At 60.7% G+C, this 20,793-nt stretch carries 14 protein-coding genes; 5 read left to right on the top strand and 9 right to left on the bottom strand.

The genetic code is table 11. The features are described 5' to 3' along the window. Nucleotides 1-119: 119 nt before the first annotated feature. The 5 genes from AAFN55_RS09630 to AAFN55_RS09610 all read right to left on the bottom strand — a co-directional run bounded on the left by AAFN55_RS09630 (nucleotide 120) and on the right by AAFN55_RS09610 (nucleotide 8,543). The gene (locus AAFN55_RS09630; RefSeq protein WP_347798628.1) at nucleotides 120-2,333 is read right to left on the bottom strand and encodes a DEAD/DEAH box helicase; all 2,214 of its coding nucleotides are present in this window, start codon (nucleotides 2,331-2,333) and stop codon (nucleotides 120-122) included. Then, a complete protein-coding gene (locus AAFN55_RS09625) occupies nucleotides 2,314-3,630 on the bottom strand; it encodes an ATP-binding protein (RefSeq protein ID WP_347798627.1) in 1,317 nt (438 codons plus the stop codon). Before AAFN55_RS09625 ends, AAFN55_RS09630 begins: the two co-directional genes overlap by 20 nt. Further along, entirely contained in the window at nucleotides 3,627-5,990 is a 2,364-nt protein-coding gene (locus AAFN55_RS09620; RefSeq protein ID WP_347798626.1) for a TerB N-terminal domain-containing protein, read from the bottom strand. The genes AAFN55_RS09625 and AAFN55_RS09620 overlap by 4 nt, the downstream gene beginning before the upstream one ends. 306 nt (nucleotides 5,991-6,296) lie before the next feature. After that, nucleotides 6,297-7,406 carry a hypothetical protein gene (locus AAFN55_RS09615; protein ID WP_347798625.1) on the bottom strand — a complete coding sequence of 370 codons (1,110 nt, stop codon included), beginning with the start codon at nucleotides 7,404-7,406 and terminating at the stop codon, nucleotides 6,297-6,299. A gap of 129 nt (nucleotides 7,407-7,535) precedes the next feature. Beyond that, complete coding sequence (locus tag AAFN55_RS09610) at nucleotides 7,536-8,543, bottom strand: hypothetical protein (RefSeq protein ID WP_347798624.1); 1,008 nt, start codon at nucleotides 8,541-8,543, stop codon at nucleotides 7,536-7,538. A 393-nt stretch (nucleotides 8,544-8,936) separates the two neighbouring features. On the opposite strand from AAFN55_RS09610, the gene AAFN55_RS09605 reads away from it, so the two are divergent. The 5 genes from AAFN55_RS09605 to AAFN55_RS09585 all read left to right on the top strand — a co-directional run bounded on the left by AAFN55_RS09605 (nucleotide 8,937) and on the right by AAFN55_RS09585 (nucleotide 15,650). After that, nucleotides 8,937-10,211 carry a DNA repair exonuclease gene (locus AAFN55_RS09605; RefSeq protein ID WP_347798623.1) on the top strand — a complete coding sequence of 425 codons (1,275 nt, stop codon included), beginning with the start codon at nucleotides 8,937-8,939 and terminating at the stop codon, nucleotides 10,209-10,211. Continuing rightward, a complete protein-coding gene (locus AAFN55_RS09600) occupies nucleotides 10,211-13,732 on the top strand; it encodes an AAA family ATPase (RefSeq protein ID WP_347798622.1) in 3,522 nt (1,173 codons plus the stop codon). The genes AAFN55_RS09605 and AAFN55_RS09600 overlap by 1 nt, the downstream gene beginning before the upstream one ends. Nucleotides 13,733-13,804: 72 nt before the next feature. Beyond that, the gene (locus AAFN55_RS09595; RefSeq protein ID WP_347798621.1) at nucleotides 13,805-14,182 is read left to right on the top strand and encodes a hypothetical protein; all 378 of its coding nucleotides are present in this window, start codon (nucleotides 13,805-13,807) and stop codon (nucleotides 14,180-14,182) included. A 20-nt stretch (nucleotides 14,183-14,202) separates the two neighbouring features. Next, nucleotides 14,203-14,685 (top strand): hypothetical protein, encoded by a 483-nt coding sequence (locus AAFN55_RS09590; protein WP_347798620.1) that lies wholly within the window; start codon nucleotides 14,203-14,205, stop codon nucleotides 14,683-14,685. A 101-nt stretch (nucleotides 14,686-14,786) separates the two neighbouring features. Beyond that, nucleotides 14,787-15,650, top strand: a complete 864-nt coding sequence (locus AAFN55_RS09585) for a thermonuclease family protein (protein ID WP_347798619.1) — start codon at nucleotides 14,787-14,789, stop codon at nucleotides 15,648-15,650. A 20-nt stretch (nucleotides 15,651-15,670) separates the two neighbouring features. Here AAFN55_RS09585 and AAFN55_RS09580 read toward each other — a convergent pair whose 3' ends face one another. The 4 genes from AAFN55_RS09580 to AAFN55_RS09565 form a co-directional block, all read right to left on the bottom strand. Beyond that, a complete protein-coding gene (locus AAFN55_RS09580) occupies nucleotides 15,671-16,858 on the bottom strand; it encodes a hypothetical protein (RefSeq protein WP_347800229.1) in 1,188 nt (395 codons plus the stop codon). Then, a complete protein-coding gene (locus tag AAFN55_RS09575; protein WP_347798618.1) occupies nucleotides 16,843-18,228 on the bottom strand; it encodes a hypothetical protein in 1,386 nt (461 codons plus the stop codon). The genes AAFN55_RS09580 and AAFN55_RS09575 overlap by 16 nt, the downstream gene beginning before the upstream one ends. Further along, on the bottom strand, nucleotides 18,225-18,977 hold the full coding sequence (locus tag AAFN55_RS09570; RefSeq protein WP_347798617.1) for a hypothetical protein: 753 nt from the start codon (nucleotides 18,975-18,977) through the stop codon (nucleotides 18,225-18,227). The genes AAFN55_RS09575 and AAFN55_RS09570 overlap by 4 nt, the downstream gene beginning before the upstream one ends. A gap of 64 nt (nucleotides 18,978-19,041) precedes the next feature. Then, nucleotides 19,042-20,484, bottom strand: coding sequence for a hypothetical protein (locus tag AAFN55_RS09565; protein ID WP_347798616.1), 1,443 nt, complete (start codon nucleotides 20,482-20,484; stop codon nucleotides 19,042-19,044). Between the last annotated feature and the right edge of the window lie 309 nt (nucleotides 20,485-20,793).

Raw genomic sequence — 20,793 nt, 5'->3', positions numbered from 1 at the left:
CAAATATAGAACGATCGCCTGGCCGTCAAACCTGTATTTGGCGCATGGTAAACAGCCGGTATGTGTGTGCAAGAAAGACGATGGCTGCGGACAATGCAGCACCGAAAACCGCGATAGGTCTAGGCAATCAGCTCCCGGGCCATCGCACAAAGATCGTCTCCGAGGCTCGCATGCGCCCGCGCCCACAGGCGCCTTAGCAGGCTTACAGGAACCATCTCGTCGAACTTCGCGACCTGCAGGTTCTCCACGAATTCCGCGATCGAACTGATGTCCGGAGGGTTGTCGGCGACCTGACGGACGATTGCAGCAGCCTCGTCAGGCGTCGTTTCGATCGCCGTCACGCCAACGTCGTGAAAGGCGCAATCCAGGCCCGCTGAAACGAGGGTGAAGGCGAGAACCGAGTTGGTCTCAGTGCCTCTCCAGGTAAAAACGTGAGTGTCCTTGCCTGCAGGCACGAACCTGGTCTCGTCAAGCTGGAGGTCTTTGTAGGCCGTTCGACCCTTGAAGAGGAAATGCCTGGCCGCGGGATCGAGATAGGCGGGAATGTCGTCCCCCTGCAGCACCGAACGCATCTCCGCCGACAGTCTGTCATGCACGGGTTCGTTCATAAGGTTGTCGAACTTGGGGATCTTGCCGGAGCGGTGCCTCTCGATTTCGAGAACCTTGCTACGGTCATCCACAGTCGTGATGCGCCATCGTTGACCCGCGAACGCTATGACTACGCCGACACCGACGGGGTTCGAGATCGGGATGGTGCCGAGCGTCCGCCCTCCTGACACCAGCCGCCATTCCTCGTCGGTCGAAAAGATGGCGTAGAAATCGCGGGACGCCGTCAGCCTCTCGCCGATCTCCCCAAGCATGATGGTGCCATCGGGGGCCTGCTCCAGAAGACGCTGCTCGGGAGAGGCCATGCCGCGGAGAAGTTCGACATAGTCACCCTTTCGGAGCGCGGAAAGCGGGCCGGCAGAGCAGATGATGTCGAACAGGCGGTCTGCCCTCGCCCCGCCCTCCTGGGTGACCACCGAGAGTGTCTGGTGTAGCGCCACGGTAGCCGTCGCGCTGTCTATCGACGGCGGCTCAACGAACTTCGCGACGAGAAGGCGAACGGCGGCAACCGCGCGAACAGTCTCCAGCCGCAGGTGATCCAAGGGGTCTGCGTCCTTGCCAAGGTCCTGCTCGCGCACATACATCCGAAGGATGGCAGGCACGCCGCGCCGGCGACCGCTGCGGCCCAGCCGCTGGCGCAATGACGCCAGCGATCTTGGGGCCCCGACTTGAGCAACGGACTTGATGGAGCCGATGTCGATGCCGAGCTCCAGCGTCGTTGTAGCGACGCCTGTCGTGGGCAGACCGCCCTTCTTCAGCCTGTCTTCGAGTTCCTCTCGAAGCTCCTTCGACAGGCTGCCGTGATGCGGAAAGAATTCGTTTGGAACCGTACGCGCCTCAGATCGCGTCCGCAGCCTGTCGGCGAGCGCCTCGACGCGTTTTCGTGACCCGGCGAACACCAGATTGTTGGCGCCGCGCAGCGTAGAATAGAGATGGTCGGCAATGAGATCGAGCGCCACTATCTTTTCCTCGGTCTCGAGACCGTCCACGTCTTCGACGTCATCTGGATCGGAATAGGCTCGAATCTGGAGCTTTAACTCGGGCGCGTCCGCAGATGACTCGACGATGGTCACCGATTTCGGCTCTGCAGGATTGAGCCATGCGGCGGCGATGGAAAGGTCGCCGATCGTCGCCGAGAGTCCGATCCTGCGGGCGGGCTTTGCAGAAAGGCGGTCCACGCGCCGCAGCAAGCTCGCCAGATGCAGGCCTCGCGGTCCTTTCAGGAAAGCATGGAGTTCGTCTATGACGACGAAATCGATTGCTCCGAGCATCGTCTTCGCGTCACCGGGGCGGCGGATCAGCATCGCCTCGATGGATTCCGGCGTGATAAGGATCAGCCCGCGAGGGTTCTGCCGCGCACGATGTTTCGCTGACTGCGGCGCGTCTCCGTGCCAGCGCACAGCAGGGATATCAAGCCTCTCACAAAGCTGGTCGAGCCGCCGGAACTGGTCGTTGATCAGCGCCTTGAGCGGGCTGACATAGAGGACAGAGAAGCCCTTTGCTTCCCGATCAGCCACTTTCGTAAGGATGGGAAGGAACGCGGCCTCGGTCTTGCCAGCAGCCGTTGACGCGGCGATCAGGAGGTCGCCTTCACCATCGAGCACGGCTGAGATCGAGCGATCCTGAACGTCCCGGAGCTCCTCCCACTTCTGCTCCCAAATCCAGCGACGGATGTCAGGGTGGAGGCGGTCGAAGCCCGTTGTCGCTTCAGAGCCTGAGGGAGGCAAGATCCTCGTCCCCGCCGCCTTCGCCATCCTCCGTTTCGGCATCACGAGACGCCTCGGCGTCGGCCACCACGTCCACCTTTCCGACGAGTTCGCGCCAATCGGTTCCCGGATTCTGCTCGAGCACCGCGAGGAACTGGACGAACGCCTTGATCGTGTTGCGAGGAGTCCTGAAGTAGGCCTCACCGACATGCCTGTTGCAATGTTCCATAAATGCGGGAAGAGCATCGTCGGGGACAAGGTGCTTTGCGGGGTCTCCGTGCGCGAACACCGATCTGATGTTCGAAAGCAGAATCAGCAGGTCCTCCGGAGTGAGGTTCTGAAGCCGCAGGACCGGGCCGGACAGGTCAATGAGACCATCCCGCGCAAATGAATTCTCGGCCAGGCGCGACTGCAAGGCAGCATAGCTGTAGAGGCCGCGTCGCGTGTCCATGAGGAATTCCGGCGTACCGCCAAGAACGAACCCGATCCCAGCGAAGTTTCCCTGCAGCACGTCGTTGAGCATCCGCAGGATCTGTTCGAAATTCTGGTTGCGCGCCTGGCTGCTCTGCAGCTTGTAGAGATTCACCATCTCGTCGAAGACCACGAGCAGCCCGGAGTACCCTGCCAGCCTCACAAACGCCGCCAAAAGCTTCAGCGCGTCATATACGTCGTTGTCGTCGATGATGTTGCGAACGCCGAGCGCCTGCCGAGCTTCCGTCTTCGTCGAGTACTCTCCGCGCAACCACCGAAGCGCCGATGCCTTTAGGACCTCGTCGCCATCCTCGCTGCCGCGCCAATACGCCTTGAGCACCGTGGCGTAGTCATAGCCTCCAACGTGTTCTTGCAGCTGGGCGAGCCGCTCATCGATGACGGTCTCCACCGGCTTGGACCTCTTCCCTGCTTCGTTCATGCAGTCGGTCACGAACCGTTCGACGATGCTTGCTAGCGCGCCACCCTCGGGCTTTGTGCGCGTCGCCATGTTGCGGACAGCCTCTGCATAGAGGCCCCTCGCCTGCCCAGCCGAGGCGTGGATGCGTCTGTCGGGCGCAAGGTCTGCATGAATGGTCACGCACTTACGCTCCAGGGCAATCAGGCGAACGAGATTGAGGAAGAAAGTTTTTCCGGCGCCATATTCACCGATGACGAAGCGGATCGCAGCGCCGCTGTCCGACAGACGGTCAATGTCCCTGACCAATGCGCCCACCTCGGCAGCGCGGCCTACTTGAACGTGACGCAACCCGGTTCGTGGCACTACGCCCGCGGCCAACGCCTGAAGGATAACGTCGCGGTCCCGCGGCCTGATTGCTCGCTCTGTCATTCCGCTGCTTCCGCCCCCTGCAGTTCTGTCTTGACGTGTTCAACGATCGAGATCGTGTCATCGCCCTCGATCAACGGCTCGTCGAAGCGTTCAAAGCCCCAGTCATTTATCGTTTCGATCGCGCCGTCCGGCAACAGCCGAAATCCACGCGCAGCCTCTTCGAAATCTGCACGCTCCATTTCGCCCGCCGTCAGCAGCTTCGAGAGAAGGCCAGCATGAGCAGCATCCAACCCTTCGAAGCGGCGGTTTCCATTCTGAGCATTCTCGTCGTGCACCGGAGCCGGAGGCACTGGAGCCGGCTCCTCCTCCACGAAGATTCCAGCCAGCAATTCCGACACCGCCGAAGTCTCTGACCTGATCCGGGCAAGTCTTGCCTGGTCAATCTGAAGGCCCGCCCCTGACTTGGCCGATGGACGTGGGGGTATCGGAGTCCCGCTCGATCGCTGTTCCGGCACGACGGAAACGGGTTCGTCCACCACCACAGAACCTCGGTGCAGCACCGAATACACGTCCTCGACAGGAAGACCCAAGGACTTGTAGAGGCGCTCGAGGAACTTGACCTCGTCCGGACCCGCGTGACCATCCGCGAGAATCGCGGACGTTGCGGATCGAATCACGCGATCACGCGCACCAGGCGTAATCCGGCGCATCCTTTGCATGGCCAACTGCTGACCCGGAACGTCCGTCAGCAGCGTGCTGGCATGCGCCATCAACCTGCCCCGTTCCACGCCGCCCAATCCCGGGAATGCGCGGATGTCCGCCTTGATGGCTTCGAACTCACTGGCTTCAACCTTTCCGTCGGCGGCGGCGGCGAGCGCTGCCACGTCGACCATTGCGCGAGCGGCGACGTAGGCCGGCGCGGCGGCATCGACGGGCGCGCCGCCCTTGGCCTTGAAAAGCAGCATCCGACTCTCGGCGTCGAGATTGCGAGAGCCGTAGCGGCGATCCGGCTCGAAACCTATGTCCAGCTTGTCGAGAAACGCTCCGATCTGGTTGCACAGCCCAGCCGACAACTTCCCCGCTGTATCATGGTGGAGACCCAGCGCCGCTGCCAGCTGCGGGAACCTGACCGCGGCCAGGTTTCGGCCACCGAACAGATGCTCGAGGCGCTTTACAACGGCCGTTCCCATCACAGAGGGCGACGTCAGCAATTCCCTCGGCAGGAGGAAGGCGGCGTCGATCGTTCCCCTCGCCTCCGGCGTCCTCCCGAGCAGCCGGCTGTAAGAGGCGAGTTCCTCGGTGCAGGAGTTGAGGATATCCCTCAAGCCGTCCAGCGGGGCTGAGATCGCCGTGATGTCCGGCAACGGTCCCGCGCTGTCCGAAAGGTCCAGCCTGCATTCGAAACCGCCGCTGGCGGCACGGTAGTCGAGCTTCAGTCGGGTCTTCGGGGCATTTACCTTGAGCCCTTCAGGGTGCCTAACCGCGAAGCGGATGTGCCAGAGCTCGACGAGTTCCTCAAAACATCGCGTGGCAGGAGTACGCAGGTTCGTGTCAGGCAACGAAAGCACCCATAGGAGTGAATCCCTGCTGTCGAAGGGTTCCTTGGAGGCAAGTTTTCGGCCGAGATACAAACGCACGGATAGCGGCATCTCGTAGCCGTTTCGCAGATCGGGCGACAACGCGGGACGGTAGATGTCCGGGCCACGGACGAGTTCGGCGGCGTCGAGGAATTTCGTCGCGTAGCTCTTGAAGGAATAGTTCTCTCCGTGGAGCGCCAGCAGGCGCCGCACTTCCTCAATAAGGACAGCCGCTTCGTCCTTTGCCCCGTCGACAAAGAGGCGACGTTCCAGGCCGTAGAAGAAGATGAAGACATAGCCGATGCCTATCGACGGGTCGTTTCTTCCGGCCGTGAGCCACTGGAGATACGTTCGGCGCGCTGTTGGAGAGATCGATTGATACGAGGGCCAATAGGGCAGCGTGCGCCCTTCGGGATCGCTTCCGGATTTCGCCACCTCGCAGGTGGGATCAACTAGACAGTTCTCGGCACCACCTCGTCCGGAAAACGAGCCGCCGAGATAGAGCATGCCTGCGTCAATTGAGAAGCCTGCCACGCGGACGCCCTCTCCGGGAGGTATCCATCTGGTGGGGGTTCGGTGCGGATGCCTGTTGTCGGCAAAACGCGGCTCCGGTGCAGGCCGTCGCTCCCACTGGTTGGAGCCTTCAGTGAAACGCGGATCGGGGTGAGATCGAGGGTCGCTCCAAGGCTGGCTGGTCCGTCTTGCGGGCGGGCTGCCGCCAAAGGCAATTCGCTCCGGCGCGAGTTCACTGAGTTCCCGCGTTGACGCTTCCGCGTGCCTCTGCCTGCGTCCCCGATAGATCAGCCAGGCGGCCAAAGCCGCGCCGATCAGAAGCCATTCCATGCTTGCGCCCCGCCCCTATGGGTACTTAATCGAAATCATGACATGTTTCGGATAACCTAGACAACGTGGAATTGCCTCGGAAATACTCTTCCGCACTTCAGAAGCGTTGGTTGCGTTAAGCTCCCTATCTGTCTGCTTCATGATCCTTTGCCTTCAGACACTCGAACCGCCACAAGTCATGACGTTCCTGAACGACTGGCGACATACGGCTCTTTACGAGAAGAACGCGGTCAACAGACAAGGACGGAGTTCGAAGACGTCATTACAGACAGACGAGCGCCGGGACGATAGGCGGCCACTCACGGCCTACGCGCGGAGCCGTTCCAACTTCGTCCGGACGGAACGGAACCGCCTCCGCCACGGGTCGGCTTCACCTTTCGCGCCGAGAAACCGAGAAATCGGACCGTTGTTGGCCGCGCTTGCATGAGGGAAGCCATCGAGAATCCTGGAACCATCGATCCCTGCCCGCTTGGCTATTTCGGAAACCGCACTGGATACCTTTTCGCCCATCGGCACCACGAGCGCGCCCCGAACCTGGTAAAGTTCCTCCGCCAGCCATATGTTCGCGTTCCGAATCAACCAAGGAACTCGGTTCGGATCGGGTGTGCCGCCATAGTTGTCCCCATTCGCAAAGACGGGATAACGGATCAGCGAGGTGAAATGCGCCATGGCCGCGTGCTCCGACCACAAGGCGGCTGACGTTTTAATGCCGAGGGTGTCAGGCACGCCGGTGGCATCGAGAAGCTTTACGAGATTCGACCGCATTTGCCCCGCGAAGCTGGCGTAAACCTTCGCCCGAGCTATTGCCTCGCTCAAACCAGCTCCCTCCCGCAATGCCCGATGGGCTTCGAACAAGGCATCCCGCATCTGCCTTCGGCCCGGCGTCAGCCCAATGATCACGATCCGAGCTGTCGGGTTAACGTACTCGAACGGGGCCCAAGCGACGGAGAATTCCGTGCCCGCACTACTGTGGCTGCTGATAAGGAGCCGACGTGGGCGCTCGATTTCGCTCTCCAACTCGTCGACGGTCATCGAGTGCAGGAGCGTCATGAAGCGGTCGAGATCTAGCGAAGCGACCGACGCCTCGTCGCCGAACGCTTCGCGAGGCTCGGCTTTGACACTTTCCGTCGGCATGGGCGCGCGAGGAGAGCGAACGACATTCGGATTCTCTCTCGGGGCCGGCGCGTCAATGATGCCCTTGCTCACCAGGTTTCGGTGCGCTGTAGTCCTTCCTCGCATCCAGATAGGCCAGCCCTTGAGCCATGCTGCACGAACTTCGTCCAAAGAGCGGAAAACCACGCGATTCTTGAGGTGATGGCGTTCCTTGCCGAACGACGGATCCGCGCCCGCGTAAGTCCCGCCCTCGAAGACCTCGAGCTCAAAGATCTCCCCGGTATCAGGTCGGATTCGGTACATCGTGCTTCCTTATGCTTGATGGTGGGTCGGATGCCGGGAGGGCTACTTCAAAGATCGGTCCACCGTTCGGTAGCAACCGCCCCAAATAACAGGCTGGGTCTGAGAGGCACCCAGCCAGTCAGGATGCGCTTAAGTGCATGAAGCTAACTCTCCACACGCCGTGACCCCTTCGGATACGCGCCGGGCTACGACACGGTTCAGGAGCTCGACAAATCGGCCGTTCTCCTGGGCACACTTCCAGAAGTTCACAAATCGGCACACCAGCTGGACGTTCCCGATTGCATAATGACCATTGCTGTCGATGCGATCAGCTGAGGCCAGCATGTCGTGCTCAAAACCGTCCTGTCCGTCGAGGTGCATCGGGAGCTTCGTGATCGCACAGAGTCCCTGCTGGCTCTTCATAAGATCGGCGAGATGGGACCGCATCTCCGCTTCCGAGCATAGGAGTTTCTTGTCCTTCAGGGTCTTCAGAACGAGTTGACCGTTCGAATTCTTGACGGTGTCCCTGATCGAAAAAATCATGCGGGTTATCGCCATTTCGGAAAGCTCAACGTTCTTTCCAAGCGACTTGCCCTTGCCCTCCCCAAGCCGCTCCCTCCAGTCCGGACGTGTGTGCCACGCGTCCAGACTAGAACCCTCGATCAGCGCACGCAGGTAGGCCTTCATGTCCTCGTTCGCGACCCTGAAGATCGCCTGTTGCGTGACCAGGTAGTCCTTGGCTTTCGGGTGTATTGAATTCCATGTGAGGGCGACGGTCTTCCTGTTTCGCCGTAACCATCCGCCGACCGGCTTCGCGATCATCACCTGATCATCGTAGGGCTCGAACACTGGCGCATCCGCGGTGGTTTCAGCCCAATAAAGGTTGTTGCCGTCGCGATGCAACCAGACGTCACCTTCGCTCTCCGTGAGCCGTGTGGCGCGATTGAACCAGAGTGTCGCGCGAGCCTTGATGTCTCCGTCGAGAGAACCCGCAGGCGCCGCCGCCCGTTCGAGCGCCAGATAGCCTTCGTAGTCTCCTCCATGCCATGCCTCGAAATACGGCCTGTCGAAACCAAGCGCGACCAGGTTCCGCTGCAGGCATTCCGCCCAGAGTTCATTTCGGTCGCCAGTCATCGAGATGAATATTTCGCCTGCCATGATATCTCCCAAACCATGCACGTGATGACCGAAGCACCGCTCCTGTCGACGACGTTGCGGGAAAAATGCCCAGATCGGTTTTCGAAATTCTTACACATCCGGCAGTCAATCCAGACGGCAAGGTTCCACCCTTCGCGGATGCTTGTTGCCAGAGAGAAAACGCGAATCCGGTAGCTAGTGGCGGTTACTCCCGAATACTGCGGAATTTACGCTTCTTGGAACATGGACCCGCCAAAAGCACCGCGCGCCGCCTTCCATCCTTCCCTTCTCATCTAACAGCGCAGTTTCCTGGGGACACATGACAGGAATTGGCACCCAACACCGCTATGGCATGCAAACGTACGGTTCCTTGGGGAATCATCGGCAGCTGATTGGGAGCGGGAGGTTGGGTAAGTGGCGTATCGATTTGTTCACGCGGCGGATATCCATTTGGATTCTCCGCTCAGATCTTTGGCTATGCGAAGCCCGGAACTCGCCGACCTGATCGGGAATGCGACCCGGCAGGCATTCGTGCGTGTCATTGATCTCTGCCTTCGAGAGCAGGTCGACGCGCTGCTGCTGGCTGGCGATCTCTACGACGGCGAGCAGACATCGATGAAGACGGCGCGGTTTCTCGCGGAACAGGTGCGTCGGCTGCACGAAGCGGGCATTCGTGTTTTCATCATCAGGGGCAATCACGACGCCGTCTCGCAGATCACGAAGGAATTGGTCTTTCCGGAAACGGTGAAGGTGTTCAGCGGGCGGGCCGAAGCCATTGCGGTCGAGAGAGCGCGAGGCGACTTCCCCGTCTTCGTTCATGGCCTGAGCTTTGCCGAGCCGCAGGCACCTGAAAGTCTCGTCGGCAAGTACAAGCCCGCGATCGAGGGCGCCTTCAACCTCGGCATCCTTCACACCAGCCTCTCTGGATCGAGTGGCCACAATCCCTATGCCCCATGCAGCCTCGCCGACCTCCAGGCGACGGGCTTCCAATACTGGGCACTGGGTCACATCCACAAACGATCGGTATTCGAAGGGAAATGCACCGTGGTCATGCCCGGTATGCCGCAGGGGCGCGACATCAACGAAGCCGGCGTCAAGTCGGTATCACTCGTGACCGTCACCGACGATCTGTCAGTCCGGATCGAAGAGCGTTTCACGAGCGTCGCGCAGTTCGAACGGGTTGAAGTTGATACGAGCCAGACTGAAGACTGGATCGGCCTTGCTCGGGAAATCGGAAGGGCGCTGGAGCGGAGCCGGACGGATGCCGCTTCCGATCACCTGGTTGCGCGCGTCCGCCTGACGGGCACCACTCCCCTCGCTTGGCGCATGCGGCGCGACATAGATCTCCTCAAAGCCGAAGCCGATGACCGGGCATCCACGGTCGGGCGCTGTTGGGTCGAAAAACTCGAGGTCCAGTGCCAACCGCCCTCGGCTGCGCTGGTCGATTCCGGAGATCCGCTGGCGGAGCTGCGGCGCCTGATCTCGGACGAGGTAGCAGGCTCGGATGCGTTCAAGGCTGCGGCATTCGACGTCGCCGAGGAACTGAGAGGACAGCTGCCGCCGGAATGCCGACACATACTTGGAGAGGACGAGGCCGCCTTCGACATCGTCGTTGCTGACCTGCTGAATGAGGGCGCGGACAACGTAGTCGCACGCCTGCATGCCGACTCGGACGTGGAGGCCGCCTGATGCGTATTCGTCGTCTTGATCTCACCCGCTACGGCAAATTCACCGATCACGTGATCGACTTCGGCCAGCGCACCAAAGGCAGCCCGGACCTGCACATCGTGTACGGTCCGAACGAAGCCGGGAAGTCGACAGCACTTGCCGGCGTGCTCGACCTCCTGTTCGGCATCGAGACGCGTAGCCCCTATGGCTTCCTGCATTCTTATCCTTCGATGCGGCTCGGCGCGGCTCTGGAGCTATCTACGGGCGAGCGGGAAGTCTTTCGTATCAAGCGCCCACAGAACAGCCTCCTCGATGCGGATGACCAGCCGATTTCCGAAGCCGTGCTGCGCGGTGATTTCGGAGGCATCGATCGGGAGTCGTACCGGACCATGTTCTCGCTCGACGACGACACGCTGGAAGCAGGCGGCGAAAGCATCCTGGCGAGCGAAGGCGATCTCGGCGAGCTCCTGTTTTCGGCCAGTGCTGGCCTGGCTGACCTGAGCCATCGGCTTGGCGACCTGAGAACGGAGGCCGACGGCTTCTACAAGAAGCGAGCGCGGAGCGGAGAACTCGGCGAACTGAAGAGTCAGCTAGAGGCCCTCAAAGACGAGCGAACAAAGATCGACACGCTGGCCAGCCGATATGCCCAGTTGGTCGGGGCGCGAGAAAGTGCTTCGTCACAGTATGAAGAAACGATCGCCACCCGCGGCCGAATTCAGTCGCGGATCGACGAGATTCAACGTCTGCTCGCGGCGCTACCGCGCCTGACGACCCTGCGAACCGTCCGTGAGAAGCTCGCTCCCCTTGATTCCCTGCCGGAGGCCCCTATCGGAGTGGCAGAGGAACTTGCAACGCTGCAGAAAGATGAGATCGAGCTGGCGACGCGTTCGAAAAGCGCAGTCGAGAACATCAATGAACTCGTGTCGGAGTTGGAGAAGGAGTCCGTCGACGATGTTGCACTGAGGCTTGCCGAACGCGCGTCGCGGCTGCCTGACCTGCGGGCTCGCTATCTCACCGCGGCGAAGGACATTCCCGAGCGTCGATTGCAGATACGTGAGGCCGACGCCGCGATCGCAGGAATTCTGCGTCGGATTGGCCGGGAAGATGAGACCGATCCAGCACGGCTGGTTCTCCGGACGTCCGTGATCGGTTCCCTCCGCGAACTTATCGAGAGCCGTTCCGGCGTAACGTCGTCGCTCCGGTCGGCTGAAGGCGAGGTTTCAGGCGCCCGGCGTCGTTTGGACGAGGCTCGAGAGAAGCTCGAGGCAGCGGGACAAGGAACAGTCGTCACACCCGACAGCGACGCCGTCATGGCAGGTCTCGCGACTGCGCTGGCCGCGCTGCGAGCCGACGACCACCGCGTCCGTCTGCGACTGGCTGACCGTGCGCTTGCCTCACATCAGGAGACGCTGTCTACGAGGCTGCGGGGCCTGACACCATGGACCGGGGACCCACAGCAACTTCTCGAGATGGCGGTGCCGGACAAGTTTACCGTCAAACAGTGGAAGGCTGACCTGGCAACGGCTCGAAAGACGGTCGAGCGCCACCAGCAGGAGGTTGAGCGTCTGGCATCGGACCGGCAGCACCTGACCGCCGAACTCGATGCGTTGGAAGCCGTCGCAGGCGTGGTGACTGACCACGAAGCTGGTACCGTTCGGGCGGCCCGCGAGCAGGCATGGGCAGAGCATCGCCGGAAATTGGACGAGAGCACTGCCGACGTCTTTGAAAATACCCTCCGGCGCGACGACCTCGCAACGAACGCCCGCCTCGTGCATGTCAATGAACTTGCGAGACTTCATCAAGGCCTTCAAGCCGCTGCTGTCTTGGACGCAGACATTGCCCGCGCCGAAGAGCTCCTGGAAGCCGCGAAAACGCACCTCCAAAGCTTCAACGGCGAAATCGCCGAGGCCTTCTTGCGCATCACGCCGGGCTTCCGGGGAGACACGTCCCCCGAACGGCTTGAGTCTTGGCTAGACTCGCGCGATCTCGCTCTTGAAACATTGTCTTCAATTCGTGCAGTCGAGCGCGACCGGGCAGCGGCGAAGGCCGATGGTGCAGCCGTTGGCGACCGCCTGAAGGCCGCTTTGGCCGCCTGTGGCGTGTCGCATGATCCGAACGCCAGCTTCGAGGCGCTCGCAGTGTCTGCGCAGGCCGTCGTCGACCGGGCATCCGAAATCAAGCGGCTCCGGCAAGACTTCGAAGACCGTGCGCGGGAACTGGGAGACCGCGAGCGCATCCATAAGGAAGCCGTCGCGGACGATCGGCGGTGGACATCCGAATGGACGGCGGCGTGCTCCACGTCGTGGCTGGGCGGCGAAGGCCCGCGGCCGGTGGCGGACGTTCGAGAAATCCTGTCAGCGGTCGGCGATCTCGGCTCCTTCATCGAGAAGAAGAGCGGGCTGGCGGATCGGGTCGCGAAGATGGAGCGGGACCAAGGCGACTTCACTGCCGAGGTGGGCCGCCTCGCTGATGAACTGAGCATCCCCGCACAGCAGTCGGCTCCGCTGGATCTCGCCGCGGCGATAGAACATCGCATTCGCGAGGCCGAGTCCGCCAGGAACCGCCGCCTTGAGAAAGAGCAGGCCGTCCAGGTAGCGAGGGAAAAGCAGCGCGAGTTGTCTGACGCCGCCGCGATCCATGGACGACGGAAGGCAGAACTCCTCCAGTTCTTTGGCGTGCCCTCGCTCTCGGACATCGGTGTCGTGCTGCGGCAGCTGGAGCAGCGAGCTACGCTCAGGGATGAAGCTGATTCCGCTGCGGCGGACATCATAAACGCTGTTGGATCACCTACCCTCGACGAAGCTGAAAAGTCTCTCGAGAACACTGATCGGGCAGCCCTTGAAACGGAGGCGGCAGAACTCAAAGGCCGTTTCGAGGATCAGGATCAACGGAGCCGAGAACTGTTCACCGAACACAGCAAGGCGGCAGACGCGGTCAATGCGATAGGAGATGACGATGCCGTCGCTCGGATCGAAGAGCGTCGTCGGACTGTGTCACTCGAGATCGAAGAGAAGGCTGTCCGCTATCTGAAGCTCCGGATTGGAGTCGCGGCGGCCGAGCAAGCGCTCCGCATTTACCGGGAGCGCCATCGGAGTTCCATGATGGCTCAGGCATCTGAGGCGTTCCATACGATCAGCAGGGGTGCCTACAGAGGGCTTGCGACCCAGCCTGACAAGGACACCGAGATGTTGGTCGCCGTGAGCGCAGATGGCGGATCGAAAATTGCGTCAGCGCTTTCGAAGGGAACTCGATTCCAGCTCTATCTTGCGCTTCGCGTTGCTGGATATCATGAGTTCGCGTCTTCGCATTACCCGGTGCCATTCCTTGCCGATGACATCATGGAGACCTTTGACGATTTCCGTGCAGAGGAGGCCTTTCGTCTCTTCGCGGGGATGGCGAAGGTGGGTCAGGTGGTCTACTTCACCCATCATCGGCACCTGTGCGACCTCGCGCGGAAGGTGTGTCCGAGCGTCACGATCCACGAACTGCCGCAGGCGACAGTGCCGTTGCATCTAGTAGAGAGCAACCAAAAAGTCGCCTAGCTGGTAGACCATCCTGAAGGGTTGGCATCGACTGGAGAACGACTACTCACAGCCGATGCCGGAGTTCAAGTTTTGACCAGGTTGCTCCGTATTGATGGGATGAACCTCCGCTGCACCACCGGCGCGATCGCATTCCTAGCGATGCTGTTTTCCATTGCTCCCGCAACTGCGGATGATCCAACAATTGTCGCCTGCCAGTTCGAGAAGATGCCGCCGATGATCCTCACCTTCAGAGGCGGAATGAGTGCCGACGACAACACCCTTCAGGTGGGCCAGACGCCGCCGGTCCCGCTGAGCGTCGGGTCGAGTTTGATGACAGCCCAGTACGGCGCGCAGGAATTCGTGTTCTCCCTTCGGCTACCTGCGAGCGTCAGTGTGAGCGCGCCAGGTTCCGACACGCAGACGTTCTACGGGGAATGCATCAGCAGCCTTCAGCCGCCTCAGCAATGAGGGGGACAGGAGTTTTGACGATGAAACAGGTGCTCTTGGCGGTCGGACTGCTGCTCGCTTGCGCTGTGTCGACTTCGGCTGCGGATTGGGGCAGCTACGGCAATGCTCGTTTCGGCTACTGGATCGACATTCCGCCAGGGTTCTCGAAGGTGGAAGAGTCCGAAAACGGCGATGGCGGGATATCGGTGTCGCCTGACGGCGACACCGAGCTGAGGATCTGGGGCAGCCACATTACTGAGGGCGAATTCTTGTCAGAAGTCGGTTTGCGCATCGACCAGGACAAGGCGGAAGGCTGGGAGATCACGTACGAACGCAAAACGCGGCGGTGGGCTAGCTGGTCCGGCCGAAGGAGCGAGCGCGTTATGTACGAACGAGCCATTCCGTTGTGTCGGGATCAGGCTGCCTATTTCCAGATCGAATACGATCGTTCCGACATCGAGCGAAACGGCCCCGTGGTGGAACGGTTGGTGAAGTCGCTGAGGTCGAACGGCGAATGTCGATGAATGGCTATCTCGTGGGAGGTCGGTTTGATTAACCGAGGTACGCTCGACGAATAGCGGAATGCCGTGATTTCGGGCATAGTGTCCGAGGCATCAGGGGTTACATGGGCGAACTTATCCGAATTGGTCGGCGGCAAAGAAGCCGCTCGAAGGCCAGGCGTTCACGAGGGAGGACACCTCGAAGCGCTCGATGGCTGATTGCGGCTGCACTGCTGGCCGTGGGCGTGGCTGGATACGCAGGGGCTAACTTCCTCTCTGGCACTGGTGAGGCCCTTGGATTCGGGACGGTCCTGCGACAGACGACCTCCGCCTCAGCCGCCACCCTGGTTGGGCGTGCCTCCGTCATTGATGGGGATACTATCGAGATCCACGGCGAACGCATCCGCTTAAACGGGGTCGATGCGCCGGAGTCATCGCAGACATGCGAAGACGGCAATGGGAAAGCTTATCGCTGCGGTGCCAGGGCAGCGAGCGCGTTGGATGAGTTTCTGAGTGCTTCGTCTCCGGTCCGATGCGAGTTCGTCGAGCGTGATCAATATGGTCGCTTCGTCGGCGACTGCTTCCGTGCGGACGGAACCAGCGTTCAAGAGGCGCTCGTCCGGAGCGGGTGGGCAATGGACTGGCCTCGTTACAGCAATGGCGCCTACACAGGCCAACAGGAAGCCGCGAAGGCGGAACGGCTCGGAATCTGGGTCGGGGCATTCCAGTCCCCATGGGAATGGCGGGCCGCGCAGCGCGGGTCGAAAGAGGCACCGGCTCAGATAGCACCGCTTGTCGGGGTGTCGTCCAGCTCCAGCCCTGGAGCCTGTGACATCAAGGGCAATATCAGTTCGAAGGGCGAACGGATTTATCACCTGCCTGGCCAGGAGCATTATGGCAGGACCAAGATCTCCACCAGCAAGGGCGAACGGTGGTTCTGCTCAGAGGCGGAGGCGCGCGCCGCCGGGTGGCGGGGCGCCCGTCGCTAACAAGGAGATCAGCGCCTTTCTCAATCCTCTGCGGTCGCAGCGTCGGTTGCCACTGCGGTGCCATTCCGTTTTCGAACTCTGATCTCGATGCGCCGACGAGAGGCGACGTCGCCAGCCTGAGCGCCATTCGTCAACGTATCGTCCGGCAGGATCAACTGCGCGCCAGACATCGGGAGCACGGTGAGCCCGTCGAGCCCCGGCACGTCTTTCAGGATTTCAGCAACAGCGATCGCCCTGGCCAGGCCCAACCCGGCATTGTCGGCCGGACGCAGTGTTTTCACGGGCGTGGTCCCGCTGAGCACTCCCTGAAGGGCGCCATCCATGTTGGATTCGATCCCGGAGATTTTCTGTTCGTCGGTGTGTCCGATCACCTCAATAACGTCGACGTCATACCGAGCGGCAATGTCCGCGATCTGCTCCGCGGTTTTTCCTTGCAGGCTCGCGAGAAAGGCAGGGCTCAGTTCGGCACTGCCGGACCGGAAGAAGTAGCCGTTCGTTTCGCTGAGATTGATGATCGGCGGCCACTCGTGCGGCTTGGCTTCACCGTCCGCGGCCTGCGCCTTGCGCACCATCTCCAGCAGTTGGTCCTCGGGCTTCTTTTCGGCGGCCGAGACGACGACCTGATCGCGCAGGACCTTGATCGCCGGTGCGAGCTTCTCGATGTCTTCCGCTGTCAGACCTTGTTCGAGCAGTTCCTTGGCAACGGGTGCAAGGACCTCGAAATCCTTCGCGGTGATATCCTGTTCCTGGAGCTTGAAGAGTGTTTCAGCCCCAGTCCTCACCTCTTCAATAGTGACTTCCCGCGCCTTCAATTCGCGAAGGATAGGAGCCTGCTTCTTGACCTCCTCAAGCGTCAGCCCGGTTTTCAGAATCTCCGCCAATGACGCCTTAGCGAGTTCTAGCTCGCGCCACTCCTTCTCGAGCGCATCCCTGTCGGTGACCGCCTTGCGAAAGACCTCGAGCTTTTCGGCAAGCAGGGCGTTTGCGTCCTTCTGCGCCTCGAGTTCCTGCTCGACGGCAAGCTTGTCCACCTTCGCCTGCTCGGTTGCCGCCTTCTCGCGCATGACGATCGCCCCGGCGGCCAGAAGGAGGCAGAAGACGAGCAGCAGCATCGACTCCGCCATCGTGAGGCCGAGGATCAGGCCGCGGCCATATCCTCGTTGCTCGCCCGAAACAGATGTCCCCTGGATGCTCAACGGCGTTGCCACCAACGCTTGGCGTCCGCATCCCTAGTCGAAGACTCAAGGTCGTCGAAATTGATGTCCACATTCACGCCAGTGCCGCTCTTGGGAGCCGTCCGCGTCGGCTCTACAACTTCCGTCGCTATTGTCGCCGCGATGGCCTCCTCCAGGGGCACCGTCGGGGCCGCTCCTGCCGCAGGATGATAGCTGCCGCCGTTCAAACCTCCGGACACGCCCGGGGCAGGCGCAAGGGACTCAAAGACGGCAGGCTTCGGAGCGGGGCGGAATTCAGCCACCAGCTTCTCGAGGAGCTTCTGAATGTCTGCGTTCTGCTGCTGGACATGCTGTGCCAGACCGTCCGTGCTTCTCTGAACGGCCGTAGAGACCTCGACGGACTTCTCCATCATCTGAACCGACCTGCCCGTCGTTTCCACGATCTTGGCGACAGACGCGGTGATCAGGTCCATACGTTGAGCCTGCTCCCGGCTGACGGCCTCAGTCTTGGCGCCGTAATCGACGACGATCTTTCCGAGTTCTTTGACGAGCGGACCGAGCTCGTTCTTGAGCACGGCTTCCGGAACCATGACCGCCTCCAGCTTCTTGGAGATCGCCTCCACCTGAGTGCCAAGCTGGGTCGTAGAGTTCGCCACCCCGCTGTTGGCCTTCTCGAAGACGTCACCTGAATTGTCGACCTTCTCTGCGATCTCGGAGAGCTTCGACGCGATCTGACCGAAGCTGGCATCGATGGCCGAGCTGAGTTTGGACGCCGCCGCCTCGACAGGCTTCATGGCCTCGTTAGCCATCTTCTCGAGCGCGTCCTTGAGCTGCACGCCTGTCGTGTCCGCCTGTTTGACGATCTCGTCGAAGCCTTCGCTGATCATTTGATTGCTGACGCGCCGGAAGTCCGCGAACTCCCGCGTTGCTTGCTCCAGTTCCGACCGCACGCGGCGTGTCATGTCAGCCAGTTCGAACCGTGTCGCGCGCTCGATGTCGAGGACGTCGCGCCGCGTCTGATTATAAAGGATGCGAAGGGCGATGCCGACGATCGTGGAGGTAATCGCGATGCCGAAGTTGCGGATGACATCGTCCGTCGATGCTGCCGACGTGAACTGGTAGAGGGAAACTCCCATGCTCGACAGGGTGAACAGAAATCCCATGTAATAGAGGTTGTCGCCAGTCTGTTCTCCGTGCAGCCGGATCCGTCCTGCGAACAGGGACAGTCCCAGATATCCGAACATCAGCAGTATCGGGACCACCATGGCGACGAACGGATTCACGCCCCATAGCTTCGAAATCGCGATGAAAACGCAACCCGCGAAGGTGAAAGCGGCAAAGGTGTAGAGTGGCAGGTTCAGCAGAAATCCGCCATTCCGGTCCTCAGGTCTAACGTAACTCAATTCACGCCCTCCAGCCGCGGTGACGGCAGCATGTTGCCGTGTGACCGTTGTATCCATTCGGCCCAGAACTCGAGGTGATCGCGGCCACTGAACGCCTTGGCCTCGCGGTCCACATACCAGACGGCGACATCGATCCCGTCAAGCGATGTCCGGTATTCAGCGTTCGCCGCGCTATCGGCGTAGGTATCGTACGCGATCCCCGACTTGTACTGGGAATAAAGACTGGTGTGCTCAATCATGTCGGACGCCACGATGAGTTGCTTTGGCATGCCCGGCTTGTCGAACCGATCGAAGACCGAGAGCTTGATGTTTTGGATGGCCGCCATGATCGGTGACGCGTTCCCCGCCTGACCATCGGAAATCTTCCCGGAGACTTCGTCGAGCGGCTTGCTGAATGCCTCTTCCCACTGGCGCTGCCGTCGAGCTGGATTATTCGTCCATTGGTCGACGGTGGAGCCATCTCCCGGATTGCAGCCCTCGAACATCTTGACGAGTTCCCCGGGCTTCTCCGTCAGTCCGTAAATTTCGAGCAACCCTCCGACTGGGATTGCCGAGACGGCCTTACTGAACTTGTTCTTGACGTCGATCAGCGTCGTTCTCGAGATCGGGTCCGTCGTGTCGATCAGGAAAGCGTTCACGGCTATCGGACCGTCAATCGGGCACAGCGTTTGCTTATCGAGCTTCGCCTGGGAGTTCGCCCTAGCATATAGATAGCCAAGGCCACCGATCAGGACGACGGATGCCAGCAAGAGGCAGACACCGCCCACGATGGCTCCGGTCCGGCCGCTTCGGCGGCCCTTTCTTCTTCTGCCCCTAGCCATTTGCGGCGGTCTCCGGATGCAGCCTGTCGAGTTCGCGGTACTGGTCGATGCCGTCGTCGCAGACAGCTGCAATATTTCTGATCTGCTCGGACAGTTCGGCCTGAGCATTGCGTATGGAGTCCGCGACGTCCTTGTCGGTCAGTTCGCTTTCCCCAGCCTTCGTCGGCTTGATGCGATCAAGCTTCCAGGCGTTGTCGAAGTACTTGGGAGGGCTATCCGACCGTGCCTTCACGTTGGCTTCCCGATATCGCTTCAGCAGCACGTTCGCCGTGCGCTCGAGCTGCTCCTGATACTGGACGAACAGCGAAAGCAGCTTCGCTCGATGGGCGATGATTGCGTTGTGTTCCCTGCGACGCCCACTCAGGCTCTTGATGATGAAATCGACCTTCTCGTTATGGTCGTCCCGGACGCTGAGCAGGTCCTCGATCAGTTCTTCCTGGCGAGTCGAGTACTTCGAGCGCGCCGCCAGCAGCCTTTTGTAGACGCCAGCGTACCCTGGATAGGGATCACGCAGATACCAGCCATCAATAGAGGCAAAGATCGAGAACATCAGGCCGATGCCGAACAGAAGCCATGACTTGATGTCCGTGAGGCCCAGCGGATCGGTCAGGATCCTGTTCATCACGAGCGGACCTGCGTCCTCAAGGATGCTTCCGGTCACCTCGCGGTAGTGGGCGAGTCCGAGGTTTAGGGCGACTGCCAGCCCCGCGTAGAGGACGATGGAGACGACGCCGAAGAGTTTCAGAAAGTACGACCGATGCGCGACGAGACTGACGCAGAAGAGCGCGAATACGAGCGCGATGCCGATGTTGAGGAACGAGAAACTGAAGGCTTCGGTGATCCCGCCAACGATGCCCATGTCGCTTCCCTTGGCCAGGAAGATGCCGTTCATGATCGACTCGACGAGGAACAGGAAAAACAGGAACGAGACCTTGAAGAACCAGACGTAGCCTTCGGATACGCGCGGGGCCCGCGTGATCCGGTGCCGCTTCCGGAAATCGGCATAGTCCTCTTCGGCCGCGTTCAGGGCGCGCCTCAGGCCATGGAGTTCATTCCTGCCTTTGACGATCTCCGCCTTGAAATCCGAAACACCCTCGGCGTTGGCCTTGTGGATATCCGAAAACTGACCCTCGAAATCGAGACTGCCTAGCCGTGCGGCGAAGAGCTGCAGCTGGTCCTCGAGATTGTTGTAGGCCGTGCTCTTCGCATCCTGGACCTTCCCGACTACCGCCAGTTCGATATCGTCCAGGGACTTGGAGCTCTTTGACGGCTGCTCGAGCGTACCGCGGTTCTTACCCTCGTCTGCGAGGTTCATGTCCCGGGCGACGCGTTCCACGTCGAGGTTGGGGAATATTTCGGTGGTGACCACGAAGTCGTGGCTCGACTCCCGAACCTTTTCCAATAGCCGATTGAATCCGTCGAATGTCTTCGCCAACGCCCCACCCTGCCCGTTACCCATATTAGCCGTCTTCTTGGGTCCCTGTAGCAAAAAATACGACGGGAACACTACATACGACTGTCGCCGTCCACCTTGAGTGCACGGTCACTGCCCAGCCCAATGACACAGACCGACGACAAAATCTGTCGTTAGCGCGGCGCGAACTACCTTGTTGCTGCAGATTCAGCGACTGATCCACGCCAGAACAATGTCGTGTGCGCGACCGGTACTGCTAACACCAGACAACCGATATCCGGAAGTAGGTCGTCACTCTCGGCGGTCAGTCATTGGGGAGATCGTCGTCCT

The organism is Mesorhizobium sp. CAU 1732 (assembly GCF_039888675.1).
Classification (GTDB): Bacteria; Pseudomonadota; Alphaproteobacteria; order Rhizobiales; family Rhizobiaceae; genus Aerobium.
Note: the sequence above shows the minus strand (reverse complement) of the source record. Positions and strands in the feature narration are given on the sequence as shown.